This is a genomic window from Shewanella sp. (assembly GCF_041630135.1).
GTDB lineage: Bacteria > Pseudomonadota > Gammaproteobacteria > Enterobacterales > Shewanellaceae > Shewanella.
In genome coordinates this window covers 76,705-93,680 of sequence record NZ_JBFKLW010000003.1, presented here as the reverse complement: position 1 = coordinate 93,680, position 16,976 = coordinate 76,705, and the positions used below count along the sequence as shown (strand labels likewise).

Annotated in this window: 11 protein-coding genes; 3 read left to right on the top strand and 8 right to left on the bottom strand. The window is 51.9% G+C overall.

Features of this window, described 5'->3' with window-relative positions; genetic code table 11:
- The first annotated feature begins 2 nt into the window (after positions 1-2).
- Positions 3-806 (top strand): DUF1338 domain-containing protein, encoded by an 804-nt coding sequence (locus ABYK60_RS01715; protein WP_372870187.1) that lies wholly within the window; start codon positions 3-5, stop codon positions 804-806.
- Positions 807-942: 136 nt separating this feature from the next.
- On the opposite strand, the gene ABYK60_RS01710 is transcribed toward ABYK60_RS01715, so the two are convergent.
- The 8 genes from ABYK60_RS01710 to ABYK60_RS01675 form a co-directional block, all read right to left on the bottom strand.
- Positions 943-1,530 carry a cytochrome c3 family protein gene (locus ABYK60_RS01710; RefSeq protein ID WP_372870186.1) on the bottom strand — a complete coding sequence of 196 codons (588 nt, stop codon included), beginning with the start codon at positions 1,528-1,530 and terminating at the stop codon, positions 943-945.
- 8 nt (positions 1,531-1,538) lie between these two features.
- Positions 1,539-2,012: a nitrate reductase cytochrome c-type subunit gene (locus tag ABYK60_RS01705; protein ID WP_372870185.1), complete on the bottom strand. Its 474-nt coding sequence runs from the start codon at positions 2,010-2,012 to the stop codon at positions 1,539-1,541.
- A gap of 11 nt (positions 2,013-2,023) precedes the next feature.
- Positions 2,024-4,513 carry a nitrate reductase catalytic subunit NapA gene (napA, locus tag ABYK60_RS01700; protein ID WP_372870211.1) on the bottom strand — a complete coding sequence of 830 codons (2,490 nt, stop codon included), beginning with the start codon at positions 4,511-4,513 and terminating at the stop codon, positions 2,024-2,026.
- A gap of 2 nt (positions 4,514-4,515) precedes the next feature.
- Positions 4,516-4,773, bottom strand: a complete 258-nt coding sequence (locus ABYK60_RS01695; protein WP_372870184.1) for a chaperone NapD — start codon at positions 4,771-4,773, stop codon at positions 4,516-4,518.
- Between the two features lie 42 nt (positions 4,774-4,815).
- On the bottom strand, positions 4,816-4,977 hold the full coding sequence (locus ABYK60_RS01690) for a periplasmic nitrate reductase, NapE protein (RefSeq protein WP_372870183.1): 162 nt from the start codon (positions 4,975-4,977) through the stop codon (positions 4,816-4,818).
- A gap of 400 nt (positions 4,978-5,377) precedes the next feature.
- Complete coding sequence (gene hrpA / locus ABYK60_RS01685; RefSeq protein WP_372870182.1) at positions 5,378-9,247, bottom strand: ATP-dependent RNA helicase HrpA; 3,870 nt, start codon at positions 9,245-9,247, stop codon at positions 5,378-5,380.
- Positions 9,248-9,355: 108 nt separating this feature from the next.
- Entirely contained in the window at positions 9,356-9,772 is a 417-nt protein-coding gene (locus ABYK60_RS01680; RefSeq protein ID WP_372870181.1) for a CBS domain-containing protein, read from the bottom strand.
- Positions 9,773-9,900: 128 nt separating this feature from the next.
- Positions 9,901-10,905 carry an isoaspartyl peptidase/L-asparaginase family protein gene (locus ABYK60_RS01675; RefSeq protein ID WP_372870210.1) on the bottom strand — a complete coding sequence of 335 codons (1,005 nt, stop codon included), beginning with the start codon at positions 10,903-10,905 and terminating at the stop codon, positions 9,901-9,903.
- Positions 10,906-11,112: 207 nt separating this feature from the next.
- On the opposite strand from ABYK60_RS01675, the gene ABYK60_RS01670 reads away from it, so the two are divergent.
- Together ABYK60_RS01670 and ABYK60_RS01665 are read left to right on the top strand one after the other, a co-directional pair.
- Positions 11,113-12,918: an autotransporter assembly complex family protein gene (locus tag ABYK60_RS01670; RefSeq protein ID WP_372870209.1), complete on the top strand. Its 1,806-nt coding sequence runs from the start codon at positions 11,113-11,115 to the stop codon at positions 12,916-12,918.
- Positions 12,915-16,904, top strand: coding sequence for a translocation/assembly module TamB domain-containing protein (locus ABYK60_RS01665; protein WP_372870180.1), 3,990 nt, complete (start codon positions 12,915-12,917; stop codon positions 16,902-16,904). The genes ABYK60_RS01670 and ABYK60_RS01665 overlap by 4 nt, the downstream gene beginning before the upstream one ends.
- Positions 16,905-16,976 lie beyond the last annotated feature (72 nt).

Genomic DNA, 16,976 nt, shown 5'->3' with positions numbered 1-16,976 from the left:
ACATGCACACCCAGATTAATGAACTCTTCTCCAACCTTTGGCAGGACTATGTGTCAGTCACTCCTTCTGCACAGAAGATCCACGCTCTGCTCGGCTCTTCACAGCAGGATGACGTGCAAAACGACCATATCGCGCTGCGCACCTTCAACATCGAGAAGATTAACCTGGAAAAACTGGCCGCTCACTTTCTGGCCCTGGGCTATGTGGAGTGTGGCGAGTACCACTTCGAAGCCAAAAAGCTCTATGCAAAACACTTCGAGCACCCGGATGCCACCCAACCCAAAGTATTTATTTCCGAACTGCTGCTGGAGAAATGCTCGCCCGAGCTGCAAGCCACAGTACACAAGCTGGTTGAGCAAATCGATGTTGCGGCCGTGACTGCTGATAACTTCCTCTACTCAGGCCGTCACTGGCACATAGACCAGGCCACCTATGAAACCCTGCTGACTGAAAGCGAGTATGCGGCCTGGGTTTCTGTATGGGGTTTCCGCGCCAACCACTTCACCGTATCAGTTAACGCCCTGAAAAACTTTGAGTCTCTGACTTCTGTGAATGATGCCCTCAAGGCCGCCGGTTTTGCGCTGAATACCTCAGGCGGCGAAATCAAAGGCAGTGAAGAAGTGAAACTTAAGCAGTCATCTACCCTGGCTGACGAGGCCATAGTAGAGTTCACCGATGGCAAGCGGATGGTACCAAGCTGTTTCTATGAATTTGCCCGCCGCTTCCCACTCGAAGATGGCCGCCTGTATCCAGGCTTTGTGGCAGCCTCAGCTGACAAGATATTTGAGAGCACCAACGCGCGCTAAGTTTTAAAAAAAGCAAAAAGCCCGGCCATAGCCGGGCTTTTTTAATGGGGGTTAACTACTGCGTGGCTGACAGTAAAACCTTCAAGGAATAAAAAACCGTGGCAAGCCACGGTTTTTTTATTCAGTTTACACTGGGTTACCAGCCTTTAACACCAGACATGTCAGGCAGGTGGTGCGCAATACCCTTGTGGCAGTCGATACAGGTCTTTTCGCCGCTGGCCAGTGAGGTGGAGTGCATTTGCGCTGCCCTCGGTGACTGACGGGTAAAGTCCATGTAATCAAAGTTGTGGCAGTTACGGCACTCCAGCGAGTCATTCGCCTTTAAACGTGCCCATTCGTGCTCTGCCAACTCGCGGCGCTTGGCCTCGAACTTCTCACGGGTGTTGATAGTACCAAATATCTTGCCCCAAACTTCTTTTGATGCCTGCATTTTACGGGCAATCTTATCGGTCCAGTTATGTGGCACATGGCAATCAGGACAGGTTGCACGCACACCGCTTCGGTTAGTGAAGTGGATAGTCGTCTTCAGTTCTTCATAGACGTTGTTTTCCATTTCATGACAACCGATACAGAACGCTTCCTGGTTGGTCGCCTCCAGGGCGGTGTTAAAACCACCCCAGAAGATGATGCCAGCCACAAAACCACCGAGGGTCAGGAAACCTAAGCTATAGTGCACACTGGGTTTCCTGAGTACTTGCCAAATTTTATTAAGCTTTTCCCACATAGTAACTCCTAGTGCTTAGCCTTTGGCTGTTCGGCTTTCAACAGGTGATCAATGTCAATAAACTCGTTGTCAACCAGTGGCTTAGCATCCAGCTGTGGAACGTGGCACTGCACACAGAAGTAACGGCGTGGTGACAGATCCGCCAGGAAGTTATTCTCCCTGTCCATATAGTGAGTCACACTGACCATAGGAGCCTGAGACTCACCGGTACGGGTGCGGGCGTGGCACGACATACACTTGTTCACTTTCAGATCCAGCTGGTAGCCGTCAATCTTGTGTGGAATGACAGGCGGCTGCATCGGATAGTTACGCGCTTGTTTTACGTCTTTGTTCATCACCTGTTGCATGGCAGGCGGTGTCACCTCAACGTGCAATGGTGCCTGACGCAAAGTAGCAATTTTTTCATCGGTTACTGTGCCGGCATTGGCCAGACAGGCGAAGGCAACCAGAGCAAGCGCAGAGAGTGTTTTCATTGTTTTCATTGTTTGTCTCCTCAAGCCTTCAACACTTTGACAGCACATTTCTTGAAGTCCGTCTGTTTGGACAGAGGGTCTGTCGCATCCAGAGTTACCTTGTTGATCAGCTGACTGGCGTCAAACCAAGGAACAAACACCAAACCTTTAGGTGGCTTGTTACGACCACGGGTCTCAACACGGGTAAGCATTTCACCACGACGTGATACCACCTTAACCTCATCACCACGGCGCAGACCACGAGCCTTGGCATCATCCGGGTGCATAAAGCAAACAGCATCCGGGAAGGCCTTATAAAGCTCAGGAACACGCTGAGTCATAGAACCTGAGTGCCAATGCTCCAACACACGGCCGGTAGACAGCCACATATCGTATTCGGCATCAGGAGATTCTGCAGGCGGCTCGTATGGCAGTGCGAAAATCACTGCTTTGCCGTCCGGCTTGCCGTAGAACTCAAAACCTTTGCCTGGCTTCACATACGGATCTGAGCCCTCACGGTAGCGCCACAGAGTCTCTTTGCCATCCACTACAGGCCAGCGCAGACCATGGGCTTCGTGATACATATCGAAGGGAGCCAAATCGTGGGCATGGCCGCGGCCGAAGGTGGCGTACTCTTCAAACAGACCCTTTTGCACGTAGAAACCAAAGTGTTCAGCTTCATCGTTGGCATACTTGGCGTCGCGGTCGGCCAGCGGGAACTTGTCTACGTTACCGTTCTTGTACAGCACTTCGTAAAGGGTTTTGCCCTTGTAAGATGGGTTCGCTTCCAGCACGTCTTTTGGCCACACTTCATCAGTGGTAAAGCGCTTGGAGAACTCCATCAGCTGCCACAGATCTGAACGTGACTCGCCTGGTGCCTTCACCAACTGGTGCCAGAACTGGGTACGACGTTCGGCGTTACCGTAGGCGCCCTCTTTTTCAACCCACATGGCGGTTGGCAGAATAAGGTCGGCAGCCTGAGTGGTCACAGTCGGGTACGCATCTGACACCACAATAAAGTTGGCAGGGTTGCGATAGCCGGGCAGGGTTTCTTCCATCATGTTAGGCGCAGCCTGCATGTTGTTGTTTACCTGCACCCAGTAAGCATTGATGTCACCGTCTTTCAGACGACGGTTCTGCTCTACCGCGTGGTAGCCTGGCTTCGGAGGAATAATGCCGTCAGGGATTTTCCAGATACCTTCAGCGATAGCACGGTGCTTGGGATTGGCCACTACCATGTCTGCAGGCAGACGGTGAGCAAAAGTACCCACTTCACGTGCGGTACCACAGGCAGAAGGCTGACCGGTCAGCGAGAATGGGCTGTTGCCGGGAGTAGAGATCTTGCCTGTCAGCAGGTGGATGTTGTAAATCAGGTTGTTACACCATACGCCGCGGGTATGCTGGTTAACACCCATGGTCCAGAAGGAGGTAACCTTGGTGTTGGGATCGGCATACAGTTTGGCAAGTTCCACCAGCTTGTCTTCAGACACGCCGGACATCTTGGCTGTCTTCTCAAGTGTGTACTCAGACACAAAGTCTTTAAACGCAGCGAAATCGATGGGGCTCGATTCCCCTGCCGTGGCAACGTTTTTCGCCTTTTGCTGCAATGGGTGGGTCGCACGCAGACCGTAACCAATATCAGTCACACCCTCACGGAAGTTAACATGCTTCTTAACGAAGTCATGATTTACCATGTCGTTTTGGATGATGTAGTTGGCGATAAAGTTGAGAATGACCAGATCTGAGTGTGGAGTGAAGACCACAGGCAAGTCGGCAAGTTCAAAGGAGCGGTGCTCGAAAGTAGACAGCACGGCAACTTTGACATGGGGAGCGCTCAGGCGACGATCAGTCACGCGGCTCCACAGAATAGGGTGCATTTCTGCCATGTTGGAGCCCCACAGCACAAAGGCGTCGGCAGCTTCCATATCGTCATAGCAGCCCATAGGCTCATCCATACCGAAGGTGCGCATAAAGCCCACTACGGCTGAGGCCATACAGTGACGGGCGTTAGGGTCGATGTTGTTTGAACCGAAACCGGCTTTCATCAGCTTGGATGCAGCATAACCTTCCCACACTGTCCACTGACCTGAACCAAACATACCGATTGCAGTTGGGCCCTTGGCTTTGATGGTGGCTTTCCACTTTTCGGCCATGATATCGAAAGCACTGTCCCAGCTGACTGGGGTGAATTCGCCGTTTTTATCGTATTGACCGTTGGTCATACGCAGCATTGGGGTTTGCAGACGATCTTTGCCGTACATAATCTTGGAGAGGAAGTAACCTTTGATACAGTTAAGACCGCGGTTTACTTCACTGTTGGCATCGCCGTGGGTGGCCACAACACGGCCTTCACGGGTTGCGACCATCACAGAACAACCGGTACCACAAAAACGGCATGGTGCCTTGTTCCAGTCAAGCTTGGTCTGCTCGGAGCTGGTAATCAGGTTACTGGCACCGGCTGGCATAGCCAACCCGGCAACACCGGCCGCAGCGATTGCCGCATTGGCCTTCATAAAGTCACGTCTGTTCATTTTCATTGCTCATCCTCTTCCAGCACTTCACTCTGGTGATAGACCATGGTGGCTGACATCACACCAGGCAGCGCATTAATGGCCTCGATACTGGCCAAAATGTCTTTCTGGGAGCTGCCCTCAAGCACCACTACCAACTTGACCTCGTTGTTGACGGAAAGCTCGGCACCGGCCATTTCCATGATTTGGCCACGCACCTCGGACATCTTTTCCGGTAACACCTGGACAATCAGGCTGGTTACATGAAGTTCATTGCTCATTGGACATTCCACTACAGTTAAATTTATTCTGGTTTTTGTGCATCAACCGGCACCTGGCGGCCCGGTAAAGATTTGGCCAAGCCAGATGGCGAAGCCTAAGGCTGCCACCAGACCAACGGCCAGCAGTGGCGCCAGGAATACGGTCAGAAAGATAAAGATCTTCAGCTCCAGGCTCTTTTCATTGTTTTGGGGATGGGAACTCATGTGTCCTCCGTTGGCCTCGGGCAATGCCCACTGTGTGCCATGACTCTTTACTGAAGGTTCAGAAGGTTACAGCAGCTTTTCTTTCGGGTCTGATCATACCTGTCCAGTGTTAACAAACTGTATACCCCTAAATCGGTAATCGGATAGGCACTTGATCCAGATCATCTATTTACTGCTATTTGTAGTCTGATCATGATTATCAAACGCTAATTTCGATTGTTTACAGCCTCATAAGCAGAAACAAGCTATTCAGCACCCACTAAACCTAGGCTAAAAATACCGCAGTTGGCCAGCAGTAAAAGGTGGAATTTTGAAAAATATTTACAAAGGGGTATTAATCTAAAAAAAAGGGCCGTGATCTTGATCACGCCCCCTATTCCCAATGAGTAAACTTACAGACTTATTGGTGAATATGCAGTAATACCCGTTTTTCAGAAATCGGCACCGATGTACCAAGCACCTGGGCAAATAATGAAACCCTGAGCTCTTCTATTAACCAACGCGCTTCCTGTAAATGCGCTGGTGCAGGCTGACTCTTGGGCACCTTGGCAAGCTGCGCCTCAAGCGCCTGTTCTACTTTATGAATTGATAATAACTGTAGCTTATCCCTTACCGGGTCCACCGGCAGTTTTTCCAGTCGGTATTCAATGGCCTTCAGGTAGCGGATCACATCCGCCAACCGCCCATGACCACAATCACCGACAAAACCTTTGTAAACCAAACTGTCCAGCTGGGTTTGGATATCGCTCATAGCGAAGGCGATATCGAGGCTTATTTTGCCTTTCAGACGTTTTTTAATGGCGTTGTGCAGAGTAAGAATTTGCTCAACTTTAAGCGCCAATCCTTCGGCCACTTCATTAAGGCTGGCGCGAACTTTGTCTCTTGCCAGCTCGAAGCCAGACCGGTCACGCACATTGAGCTGTTCAGAGTCGATTATCTGCGCCACTGCCGCATCGATAATGTCGTCTATCAGCAGCTGCACCTGACCAAAGGGATTAAAGTACATGGCGAGTTTGGCTTTATTGGGTAATGCCTGCTGTAAATGCTTAACTGGCGATGGAATATTGATCAGCAGCAAACGACGCACCCCCTGAGCGTGGGCCTTTGCTGCCTGGTGCTCATCGTCAAAAAGCTGTACCGCCACACTGTCTTTTTCATCCACCAGTGCAGGATAGGCCTTCACTTCGTAGTTGCCCTTGCGACGCTGGAATTGCTCAGGCAGTGCCTCAATGGTCCACCCAGTCAGCCCCGACTGCTCAATGCCCGACCTGGCGACCTGACGAATGGCTTTGGCCACCACCTCCTGTAAACTGGCCTTGAGCGCATCCAAATCCCGTCCCTGCCCTACCAACTTGCCCTTGTCATCCTCAATTTTGAAATTCATCTTGAGGTGCACTGGCAGCTCGTCAGTGTTGAAGTCATCTGCAGACACCCGGGTGCCTGTCATTCTGAGCAGCCTGTGGCATAAGGAATCCAGCAGCGGCATCTCCTGCGACATGGCCTCCACGGCGGCACGGGCATAATCCGGCGCCGGCACAAAATTACGCCTAAGCGCCTTGGGCAAGGATTTAATCAGCGCGACACATTTCTCTTCACGAAGGCCAGGTACCAGGAAATCAAAACCTGTGTCTTCCACCTGATTAAGCAATGCCACCGGTATATGCACGCTGACGCCATCATCCTCAGTGCCGGGTTCAAACTGATAACTCAAGGCAAAACGTAAATTGCCCTGATGCCACTTATCGGGAAAATCAAGTTTGGAGACATGCCCTGTGCTGCGGGCATAGAGCATTTCTTCGCTGAAGTTTAAAAGCTCAGGCTGTTTACGCCTGGCCTCTTTCCACCAGCTGTAGAGGCGTGGCGCATTATAAATACCTTCAGGCAAGCGCTCATTGTAGAAATCAAAAAGCACCTGCTCGTCCACCAGAATGTCACGGCGGCGGGATTTGTGCTCCAACTCTTCCACGTCCTGAAGCAGCTGTTGATTATGCAGGAAAAAGGCTTCGCGGGTTTTGAGCTGCCCTTCCGCCAGAGCGCTGCGGATAAATATCTCCCGCGCTTCGATAGCATTGATGGGGCCGTACTGAACCTTACGGCGATTCACGACGGAAAGCCCATAAAGCACCTGATTCTCGAACGCGACCACCGCCCCCTGATTAGCCTCAAAATGGGGCTCGTTATGCTGCTTTTTAATCAGGTGTGCTGCCAGCTCCTCAAGCCACTCCGGCTCAATTTTGGCGCAGCCACGGGCAAACAACCGACTGGTTTCGGTAAGCTCTGCAGCGACAATCCACTTGGGACCTTTTTTCGCCAGCGGCGAGCCGGGAAACACATAAAAACGGCGATTGCGGGCGCCCAGGTATTCGTTGTTGTTGTCCTTAAAACCAATATGGCTAAGCAAGCCTGACAACAAGGCACGGTGCAGGCTGTCGTAGTCGGCAGGCACACTGTTTAACTTGAACTTAAGCTCATGCACACTCTGGCGCACCTGAGTGTACAAGTCCTGCCATTCGCGCACCCGCAAATAAGCCAGGTAATCCTGTTTACACAGTTTGCGGAACTGGCTGGCAGAGAGCGCCTTTTGCTGCTCCTTGATGTAGTTCCACAGATTCAGCAAGGACACAAAGTCCGAGTCTTTATCGGCAAAACGGCTGTGAGCCTCATCGGCGGCCTGCTTTTTCTCAAGCGGACGCTCGCGGGGATCCTGAATAGACAGCGCAGAGGTTACCACCAGAGCTTCGTGCAGCGCCCCCTTGTTCGCTGCTTCAATCACCATGCGGGCAAGACGTGGATCGAGCGGCACATGGGCAAGCTTGCGCCCAAGGGGGGTCATGTGTGGCAAGCCCTTTTTAAGGGTGATGGCTTGCAACTCTTCGAGCAGCAAGAAGCCGTCTTTGATATGGCGCTCATCCGGCGGCTGGATAAAGGGGAAGCCCTTGATATCACCAAGCCCGATGGAGAGCATCTGCAGAATGACCGATGCCAGGTTAGTGCGCAGAATCTCAGGGTCGGTAAATTCCGGCCGCGATAGAAAATCCTGTTCAGCATAAAGGCGAATACAAATGCCCGGCCCTACCCGGCCACAGCGTCCCTGACGCTGGTTGGCGCTGGCCTGACTGATGGGCTCAATCGGCAAACGCTGCACCTTGGTACGATAGCTGTAGCGGCTGATTCGGGCGGTGCCCGGATCAATCACATAACGAATGCCGGGCACGGTAAGCGAGGTTTCTGCCACGTTAGTGGCAAGCACAATCCGCCTCCCTGTGTGGGATTTAAATACTTTGGATTGCTCACCGTAAGAAAGCCGTGCGTACAAGGGTAGAACTTCGGTATCGCGGTAATTGCGTCTGGACAGCTGCTCTGCAGTGTCGCGGATTTCCCGCTCGCCGTTCATAAAAATGAGAATATCGCCCGGGCCTTCAGCCAACAGCTCGTCAACGGCTTCAAAAATGCCATCCATTAAGTCCAGATCAGGCTCATCATCCTTCACCAGTGGCCGGTAGCGGGTTTCCACCGGATAGGTCCGTCCAGAGACTTCAATCACAGGGGCGTTGTTGAAGTGCCTGGAGAAACGGTCAACATCGATAGTTGCCGAGGTGATGATGACTTTCAGATCGGGCCGCCTTGGCAGCAGCTCTTTCAAATAGCCAAGGATAAAATCGATATTAAGGCTGCGCTCGTGGGCCTCGTCGATTATCAGGGTATCGTATTGATTCAGAAATTTATCGGATGACAGCTCTGCCAGCAAAATGCCATCAGTCATCAGCTTCACATAGCTGTTTTCATTAATGGCATCGGCAAAGCGCACCTTAAAGCCCACCGCCTCACCCAAGGGACTTTGCAACTCCTCGGCCACCCGGGTGGCAACACTGCGCGCCGCCAGGCGACGAGGCTGAGTATGGCCAATCAGACCACGGCTGCCACGGCCAAGCTCAAGGCAAATTTTCGGCAGCTGAGTGGTTTTACCCGAACCGGTTTCACCGGCCACAATAACCACCTGATGAGCGGCAATGGCCGCCGCGATGTCATCTTTTTTCTGGGAAACCGGCAGATTTTCGGGATAGCTGATGTTGGGACGGTTATTCAGCCGCTCAGTAACCCTGCCCCTTGCAGCCTGTGCACGCTCGCTAAGCGCGTCACGCTTTTCATTACGCACAGCCTCGTCCGACAAGCGTTCAAGCTCCCTGAGCTCACGGCGAATACGCACCACATCAGTTTGAAAACATTCCTGTAAATAGGCACGGGAGAGAGGGTGTACTGCAGCGCTCAAATCTGGGATCTCCAGCGATAATCAAAGCACAGGATCCTAACAAGAAGTGTCGGTTTTTGGTATAAAAAAGCCCCGACAGGCGGGGCTTTTTTGCGCAGTCATGCTGTGTCAGGCAGGAGCCAGGTAACATTGCTGCATATACGTATTCATCGCAGCCAGCACATTGGTACGGTTGATGGTACCAATCACCCTGCCATTTTCGACAACCGGATAAATTTTTGGCTTAAGTCCGGTCATTTGCTCTGCAAGGCGCAGCATGCTGTCCTCAGGTGTGACAGACAATACATCAGAGCGCATGCAGTCTGCCACTGTGGCCGTTAAATCGCAGTGGTAGCTGCTTTTTAACATCACAGCCAGACAATCCTGTTGGGACAAAAAACCCACCAGATGCCGTTCTTTATCGACTACCGGCGCACCATTTTTTTTATTCTGAAGTAGCATTTCGACCGCGGTGGCAATTGTCATGTCGGGATTAAGCAAAATGGCTTGCCTGTCCATATGCTCCCTGACTTTAATTGAATCCATGGCATTCCCCTGTCAGTTGTTTCACTTCCAAGTGTAGAAAAAAACATCGCTCCTTGCCTGTCAAGCTAATCGATTGCATCAATCGATTAGCTAAAATGGCTGCAAATCCCGGGGTTGGCCTCTCATTGTTATTTGTCACGCCAAATCATGATGACGGGTTCTTCTTTGCCAACCCTGCTGGCGCGGTACATGCCTTCGGTATTAAAAGGGGTTGCTACATTGCCATTGGCATCAATGGCAATCACACCGCCACTGCCACCAGCGTCCAGCAAACGCTGATTGATGACCTCATCGGCGGCCTGGATAACATTCTTTTGCTGGTATTTGATCCGGGCACAAATATCGCCAGCCACATGGTATCGGATAAAGTACTCGCCATGCCCCGTGGCCGACACTGCACAAACGCCATTTTCGGCATAGGTGCCAGCCCCAATCACAGGTGAATCACCTATTCGGCCAAAGCGCTTGGCGGTCATACCGCCGGTAGAGGTACCGGCGGCAAGATTACCATTTTTATCCAGTGCCACCGCACCGACAGTACCGAACTTGTAATCCAAATCGAGACTGGTGGCCGATGCCTGAAAATCTTTTGCTGCACTTTCTGCGGCGTTGATTTTGGCTTTGGCATCCAATAACTGCTGATAGCGGCTGTCAGTATCAAAGGTATTACCCGGCACCAGGGGCATACCCTGCACCAGTGCAAACTCTTCAGCGCCACTGCCGGCAAGCATCACATGGTCTGACTTATTCATTACCAGCAGCGCCAGATCAATGGGATTTTTGATGTGCTTAACCCCGGCAACAGCGCCGGCATTCATGGTGTTGCCATCCATCACAGATGCATCCAGCTCATGGGCACCATCAAAGGTGTAAACCGCTCCGATGCCAGCATTGAACAGAGGGCTGTCTTCCAGAATATTGATTGCGGCTTTGATGGCATCCAGGCTGTCCCCCCCTCTGGCCAATATCCTGTGTCCGGCGTTGACAGCTTCTTCGAGGGTGTCGCGGTAAGCCTGCTCCTGCTCTTCGGTCAATTTTGCCTTGGAAATGGTGCCGGCACCGCCGTGAATGGCAATACCGTACGGTGCTTTGGTGTCGGCTGAAGATGGCATAATGGCTCCGAGGCTGAGCATCAGGGTTAATAGGGCGAGCTGTTTGTTCATTGTTATCCTGCTTTTGTGTGACAAGCCTGTGTTCTTTTTAACGATTTTACGTTTTAAACTCAATCCCGACCTTGCTGTTGCCTTAACTTGAAGCGACAATTGGAGCCAAAGGAATATTGACTGCGATCCAGGAATTCTGCGCCCTTGAACTCTCGTTTTGCTATCGCCATTACAGCGATGATTGCCTCTTTGTTGCCTGCGGCAGCCCAAGCAGCAGACCCTTTGCTGCGAGTTAACGTGTCCGGCGTAGACGAAGCCCTGCACAAAAACATTCTTGCTCACCTTGGCACCTTGCCCGAGTCAGAAGTACAGCGCCGCGCTTTTTTGTTCAACGTGGATGATGCCGTTGGTGCCGCCCTGCAATCGGTGGGCTACTATCACGGCGAAGTAACCCAAACCCTCAACCGCAACGAAAAAGGCCCATGGGAACTGGTACTGACAGTCATCCCGGGGGAGCCAACCCGTATCGACTGGGTCGATTTTCGCTTTGCCGGCGACATGCTTAACGATCGGACTTTCGCCCGTTGGTTGGATAACGTCAGCCTGCGCCCCGGTGATGTGCTAAACCATGGGCGTTACGAGACATTTAAAGCAGAACTTGGTGCTATCGCACTCTCCCGGGGCTACTTTGACGGCGAATATTCCAAAGCGGAAATCCGGGTAAACCGCGATGAAAATCGCGCCACCATCAGCCTCCACTTTAACTCTGGTATTCGTTACCGATTCGGCGATGTTAATTTCGACGGTGACACGTTGGAAGACGGCTTTCTGGACAAGCTTATCCCTTTCGATAAGGACACCCATTACGCAACACGCAGATTATCGACTTTTAACAGCAAGTTACAGGAAACCGGTTACTTTCGCTCCATAAAGGTATTACCTCAGCTGGACAAGGCCAAGGATAACGAAGTGCCTGTTCGGGTAGAGCTTGAAAACCGGCCTGATCATTCGATAGAACTGGGTTTGGGTGCCGACATTGGCAGCAGTACAGATAAGTCGTTCGAGCCCAGGGTCAGGGTGACCTGGCGCACGCCGCAAATTAATCGCTATGGTCATTCCCAGGAGACCAGTATCGAATGGTCTCCTGACAGGCCCAAATTCTTAACCACCTATACCATCCCTCTTACTCATCCGCTGGACGATCAACTTAAAATCCGCATGGGGTTATTGCGCGACAAATATGGGGTCAGCCAGATTTATGATTCTGAAAAGCTTGATTTCACCAATACAGGACAGTTGGACTCTACCAAAGGGTTGCTTGGCGTTGTGCGTACCCAGCGGCTGCAGTCTGGCTGGCTGTGGGGTTACTCGCTTGACTATATTCAGGAATCCTACACACAGTCAGAAACAGATTATGATCCGCGCTTTATTCTCGCCGGCATGAGCCTATCAAGCACAGTAAGAGGCGATGCGTCCCTGGATCCCAAGTGGGGTTATCGTCATTCCTACAGTCTGGACTATGCAGATCCCAGTTTAGGCTCTGAAACCCGCTTAACCCGCATTCAGGCCAAGTTCAAGTGGATAGAAACCTTCTTCGAAAAACACCGGATAGTCGCCCGTGCCGACTTTGGTGTGAATCTGGTAGCCGATTCGGACGTCGCCCTTGTACCTCCTTCACTGCGCTTCTTTGCCGGTGGCGATCAAAGTATTCGAGGCTATGCCTATCAGGAGCTTGGCCCTTATTACGAATACACTACGGCCGAAGGCCAGGTTGGCCGTGAAGTGGGAGGAGGACGTTATCTCGCGGTTGGCAGCGTGGAATATCAATACTATCTGACGCCCACATGGCGTTTGGGCAGTTTTGTTGATGCAGGTAACGCCTTCGACAAAGACCAATTCGAACCCGTCATTGCAGTCGGTGGCGGTGTGCACTGGATTTCACCCATTGGCCCTATCAAGCTGGATCTCGGAGTCGGACTGAACGAAACAGAAACCCTGGAACGCTCCTGGCGAATTCATCTGACCATGGGGAGCGAACTATGACACAGGACGTCAAAGCGAGCGCCACCACAAAGACTTCAGCGATGAAACCCTGGTATCACCCCTGGCGTCTGTTCAAACTGGTGGTGCGTCTCGCTATTTATTTACCGCTCAGTCTGCTGGTGATATTGGCATTGTTGCTGGGCACGCCCTTCGGAGCTCATATCGGCGTTGGCCTTGCATCCAAATTTGTGCCGGGCTTTTCGGCCGAGTATCAAGGCGGAACCTTGAACCGTGAACTTACGCTCGCCGGTATATCATGGTTCATGCCCGGCATTCAGCTAAAGGCCCAATCCTTATCAGTGCGATGGCAACCCTCATGCCTGCTGACGAGTGGCGTATGTGTAAAACAACTGATGCTGGACGGTGTCGATGTAACAATCGACACGGCCGCCCTACCCAAGTCAGACGCTGCGGAAGAAACGCCTTCCGGCCCGCTGATATTGCCTGTTACCCTGGCGCTGGACAGCGCCGAAATTCGTAAAGTCACGGTGCAACTTGACGACATGCGATTTGGCGCAGAGTTGCTAACCGCAGGCGCTAGCTGGCAAAAGGATGGCCTGTGGATTGAACACCTCGGCAGCGATGGGCTACTGATTGAAATCCCCGCAACCGCAGAAGAAAACGCTGGCACGGCCTCGCTGCCAGGGAAAGGTTCGACCGGAAATGCCGGTGGCGAAGATAATCCGGATTCAGCATGGCCACTGGCGTCGCTGCCGGAAATCCGCCTGCCAATGGATATTCATCTCAGGAGCGCACTGCTTAAAAACTCTCAGCTGAAAATCGCTGACCGTGACGATAAATTCTCCCTGATACAAGCCAGCGCTGATTTTGAAGGCAGTCAGCTTTCCATAACTGAATTGATTGTTCACCATCCGGAGGCAAGTCTTGAACTTCAGGGTGCGGCAGAACTCCTTGGCAACTACCCGCTCACCTTAAAACTTGTTGTCGAGACTGATTCACCATCACTGATGCCGGAGCTTGGCAGGCAGCAACTCGCACTTACCGCAAGCGGCACCTTCGATGCCTTTAGCGCTGAAATAGAAGCCACAGGCTCTGCTGAGCTCAATATGGCACTGGAAGCATCCTTAGCAAACCCAAGTATTCCTTTTAATCTGACTCTGGATGCCCGCCGGTTGGGATGGCCAATAGTCCAGCCAGAGTATCAGGCAAGCAATTTAAAACTCAGCGCCAAGGGCGACCTGAACAGGCAAGAAGCCAACTTCAGCGGCACTGTTCAAACGCCCTTCCATAGCCCCCTTGGTCTGAGTGCATCACTGACCAATATGCAGCAGATTGTCAGCATTGACCTGCTTAACATCAAAGGAGAACCGGGGGACATTCAACTCACTGGCAGCCTGAAGTATGCCAATGACCTCAGCTGGGATGCCAACATTGCCTTTAAGGATTTAACACCATCGGCATTTATCCTGCCGGCTCCCAGTACCGCGCCTGAGACCAAACCAGCCAAACCCAATAATGTGCAGGTCAGCACAGCAACGGGTAACGGTACCTTGTCGAAGCATGACGGAAAACAAACGACCATGACGCCGCCGGACACACACAGTCCGGAGCCTAAACAGCCAAACCCGTTGCCCGCAGGCACTCTCGACGGCCGTTTACGACTAACGGGCAACCTGGCAAACGGGTGGCAACTTGGAATAAGCGATACTGACATCCAGGGTGAGCTCGATGGCTACCCTGTCACCGTAAAAGGTGATGTAAATATCAATCATGAGTTTTTCCTTAGTGCCAACCACTTTGTTTTAAGTGCTATGGGGGCGGCCATTGAGGTCAATGGTGACGTTAAAAAAGACTGGGCGTTGAATGGGGTCATCCGGGCTCCGGATTTATCGCTTATTTCGCCAGCGGTTGCAGGTCGGTTTAACGCAGATTTCACTGTCAGCGGTGCCCAGCAAGACCCCTTTATCAACCTCGATGCCACGGGTGCTGAGTTCAAGGCCGGAGCCATCAGCCTTGAAGGCCTGAGCATCAAAGGTATGTATCAGCCTAAAGCCAGCCACGAATTTGCCCTCTCCATTAAGGGACAGCAACTGAGCCTTGGCGAGCGCAAGCTATCCCAGGTGACCATAGGTGCAAAAGGCGATCTTAATGCCCAACGCCTGCGTGCCGAGACTTTTGGCGATTTGCGACTGGATACAGTGTTGCACGCTGAAATCAACCACAAACGTCAGCAAATAAATGCTGTGATGAGCCGCTTCAATCTGGGAAGTGAGCTCGGTGATTGGCAATTATCTAAAGATCTGGAGTTAAGCTGGGATCTGGGCAACAGCAATGGCAGTATCAACGACGCCTGCCTGATACAGGACAGCAACACCCTGTGTCTGGCACGCCCAGCCAAACTGGGTAAAATCGGTGATGTAACCTTGAGCTTCAGAGGCGCTCCCGGCGCCATTATCGACCGCCTGTTACCACACAATATCGACTGGCAGGGTGATGCAAGTCTGGATGCTCATCTTATGTGGTCGCCCAAACGTAAACCCACAGGCACACTGGATTTGATTTTCGCACCTGGCAAGGTGCTGCTTACCCGCCCCAAAGGACAGATTGTTGATGTAACTTACGAAGATTTGCATCTGAATGCCACTCTCGATGCTGATGCGCTTAACACCCGTATCAAATTCCTGTCAGGACGATTGGCCAGCATGGAAAGTGAACTTAGCGTAAAAGTCACTCCAGACAGAACCCTTGCTGGCTTTGTCAGGTTGGACAACATCAAACTTGAGGCGCTGAAGGAGTTTTTACCCCAACTCGATACGCTTGAGGGACAAATCACCAGTAATCTGAAACTGGGAGGCTCCCTGATGGTACCGGAAGTCAGCGGCGATTTGCATCTTGTTAAAGGCGCCTTCTCGGCAAGTGCCAACCCCACCCTGATCAGCGATGTGGATATGGCGGTGAATTTCGCCGGCCAGCGTGCCCAGATCAAAGGTGACTGGCAAATGGGTGATGGCCCCGGTGAACTCAGTGGAAACATCACCTGGCCCGAAGGTCAATTCTCCGGTGACATGCTGATTAAAGGCAACAAGTTGGCGATTATCGTACCACCCATGGCGCTACTGGACGTGTCGCCGGATCTCAAGCTGGTGTTCGATGCCAAAACCATGGATGTCAAAGGCGCGGTCAATATCCCTACCGGACATATCAAGCTGGTGCAACTTGCTGAGGGCGGCGTCGCAGTATCGAATGATGTAGTGTTCGATGACTCCATCGCTGCTGCAGAACAAAAAAGCAGCCCGTACGGCATTATTGCAGACCTGAACATCCGCGTTGGCGATCAGGTGCAAATCGAGGGTATGGGCCTTAAAGGTAAGCTGGATGGTACGATTCGCTTGCGTCAGCAGGCTTTCAAACCTCCACTGCTGTTTGGGAACGTCAAAGTGCTGAACGGCAGCTACAAATTTATGGGCCAAACACTGAAAATCCCCAAGGGCGAAGTACAATTTGTCGGACCTCCCCAACTTCCCAACCTTAACATAGAAGCCATACGCGAAATTAAAGAAGAAGATATGGTCGCCGGCGTGCGAATTACAGGCACGGGTAAAGCGCCGGAAGTGACACTGTTCTCTAATCCTTCAAAAGAACAAGCTGAAATCCTCTCTTACATCATCAAAGGTAAGGGGTTCGACAGTAATGGCAGTGGCGATAACAATGCCCTGATGATGGGCGCCGCACTGTCACTGAGTTCATCCCTGTCTGGCGGAGCCATCAACAGCATTGGCGATACAGCTACTTCGCTGGTGGAAAAATTCGGCTTCTCCAATGTGCAACTGGATGCCAACGATGAAGGTCGGGTAGCCATCAGCGGCTATATCGGTGAAGATTTGATGGTGAAATATGGCGTGGGCGTGTTTAACCCGGGCTACGAAATGACAGTAAGGTATTACCTGTTATCGCAACTGTACCTGGAAACAGTCTCAGGCACATTGGGCCAATCGCTGGATATATACTACAACTTCGATCTCTGACGATTATTATTACGCCAGACAAAGGCCGATGAATTCTTCGGCCTTTGTCTTTCATGCCCGTAGAAACCAGGC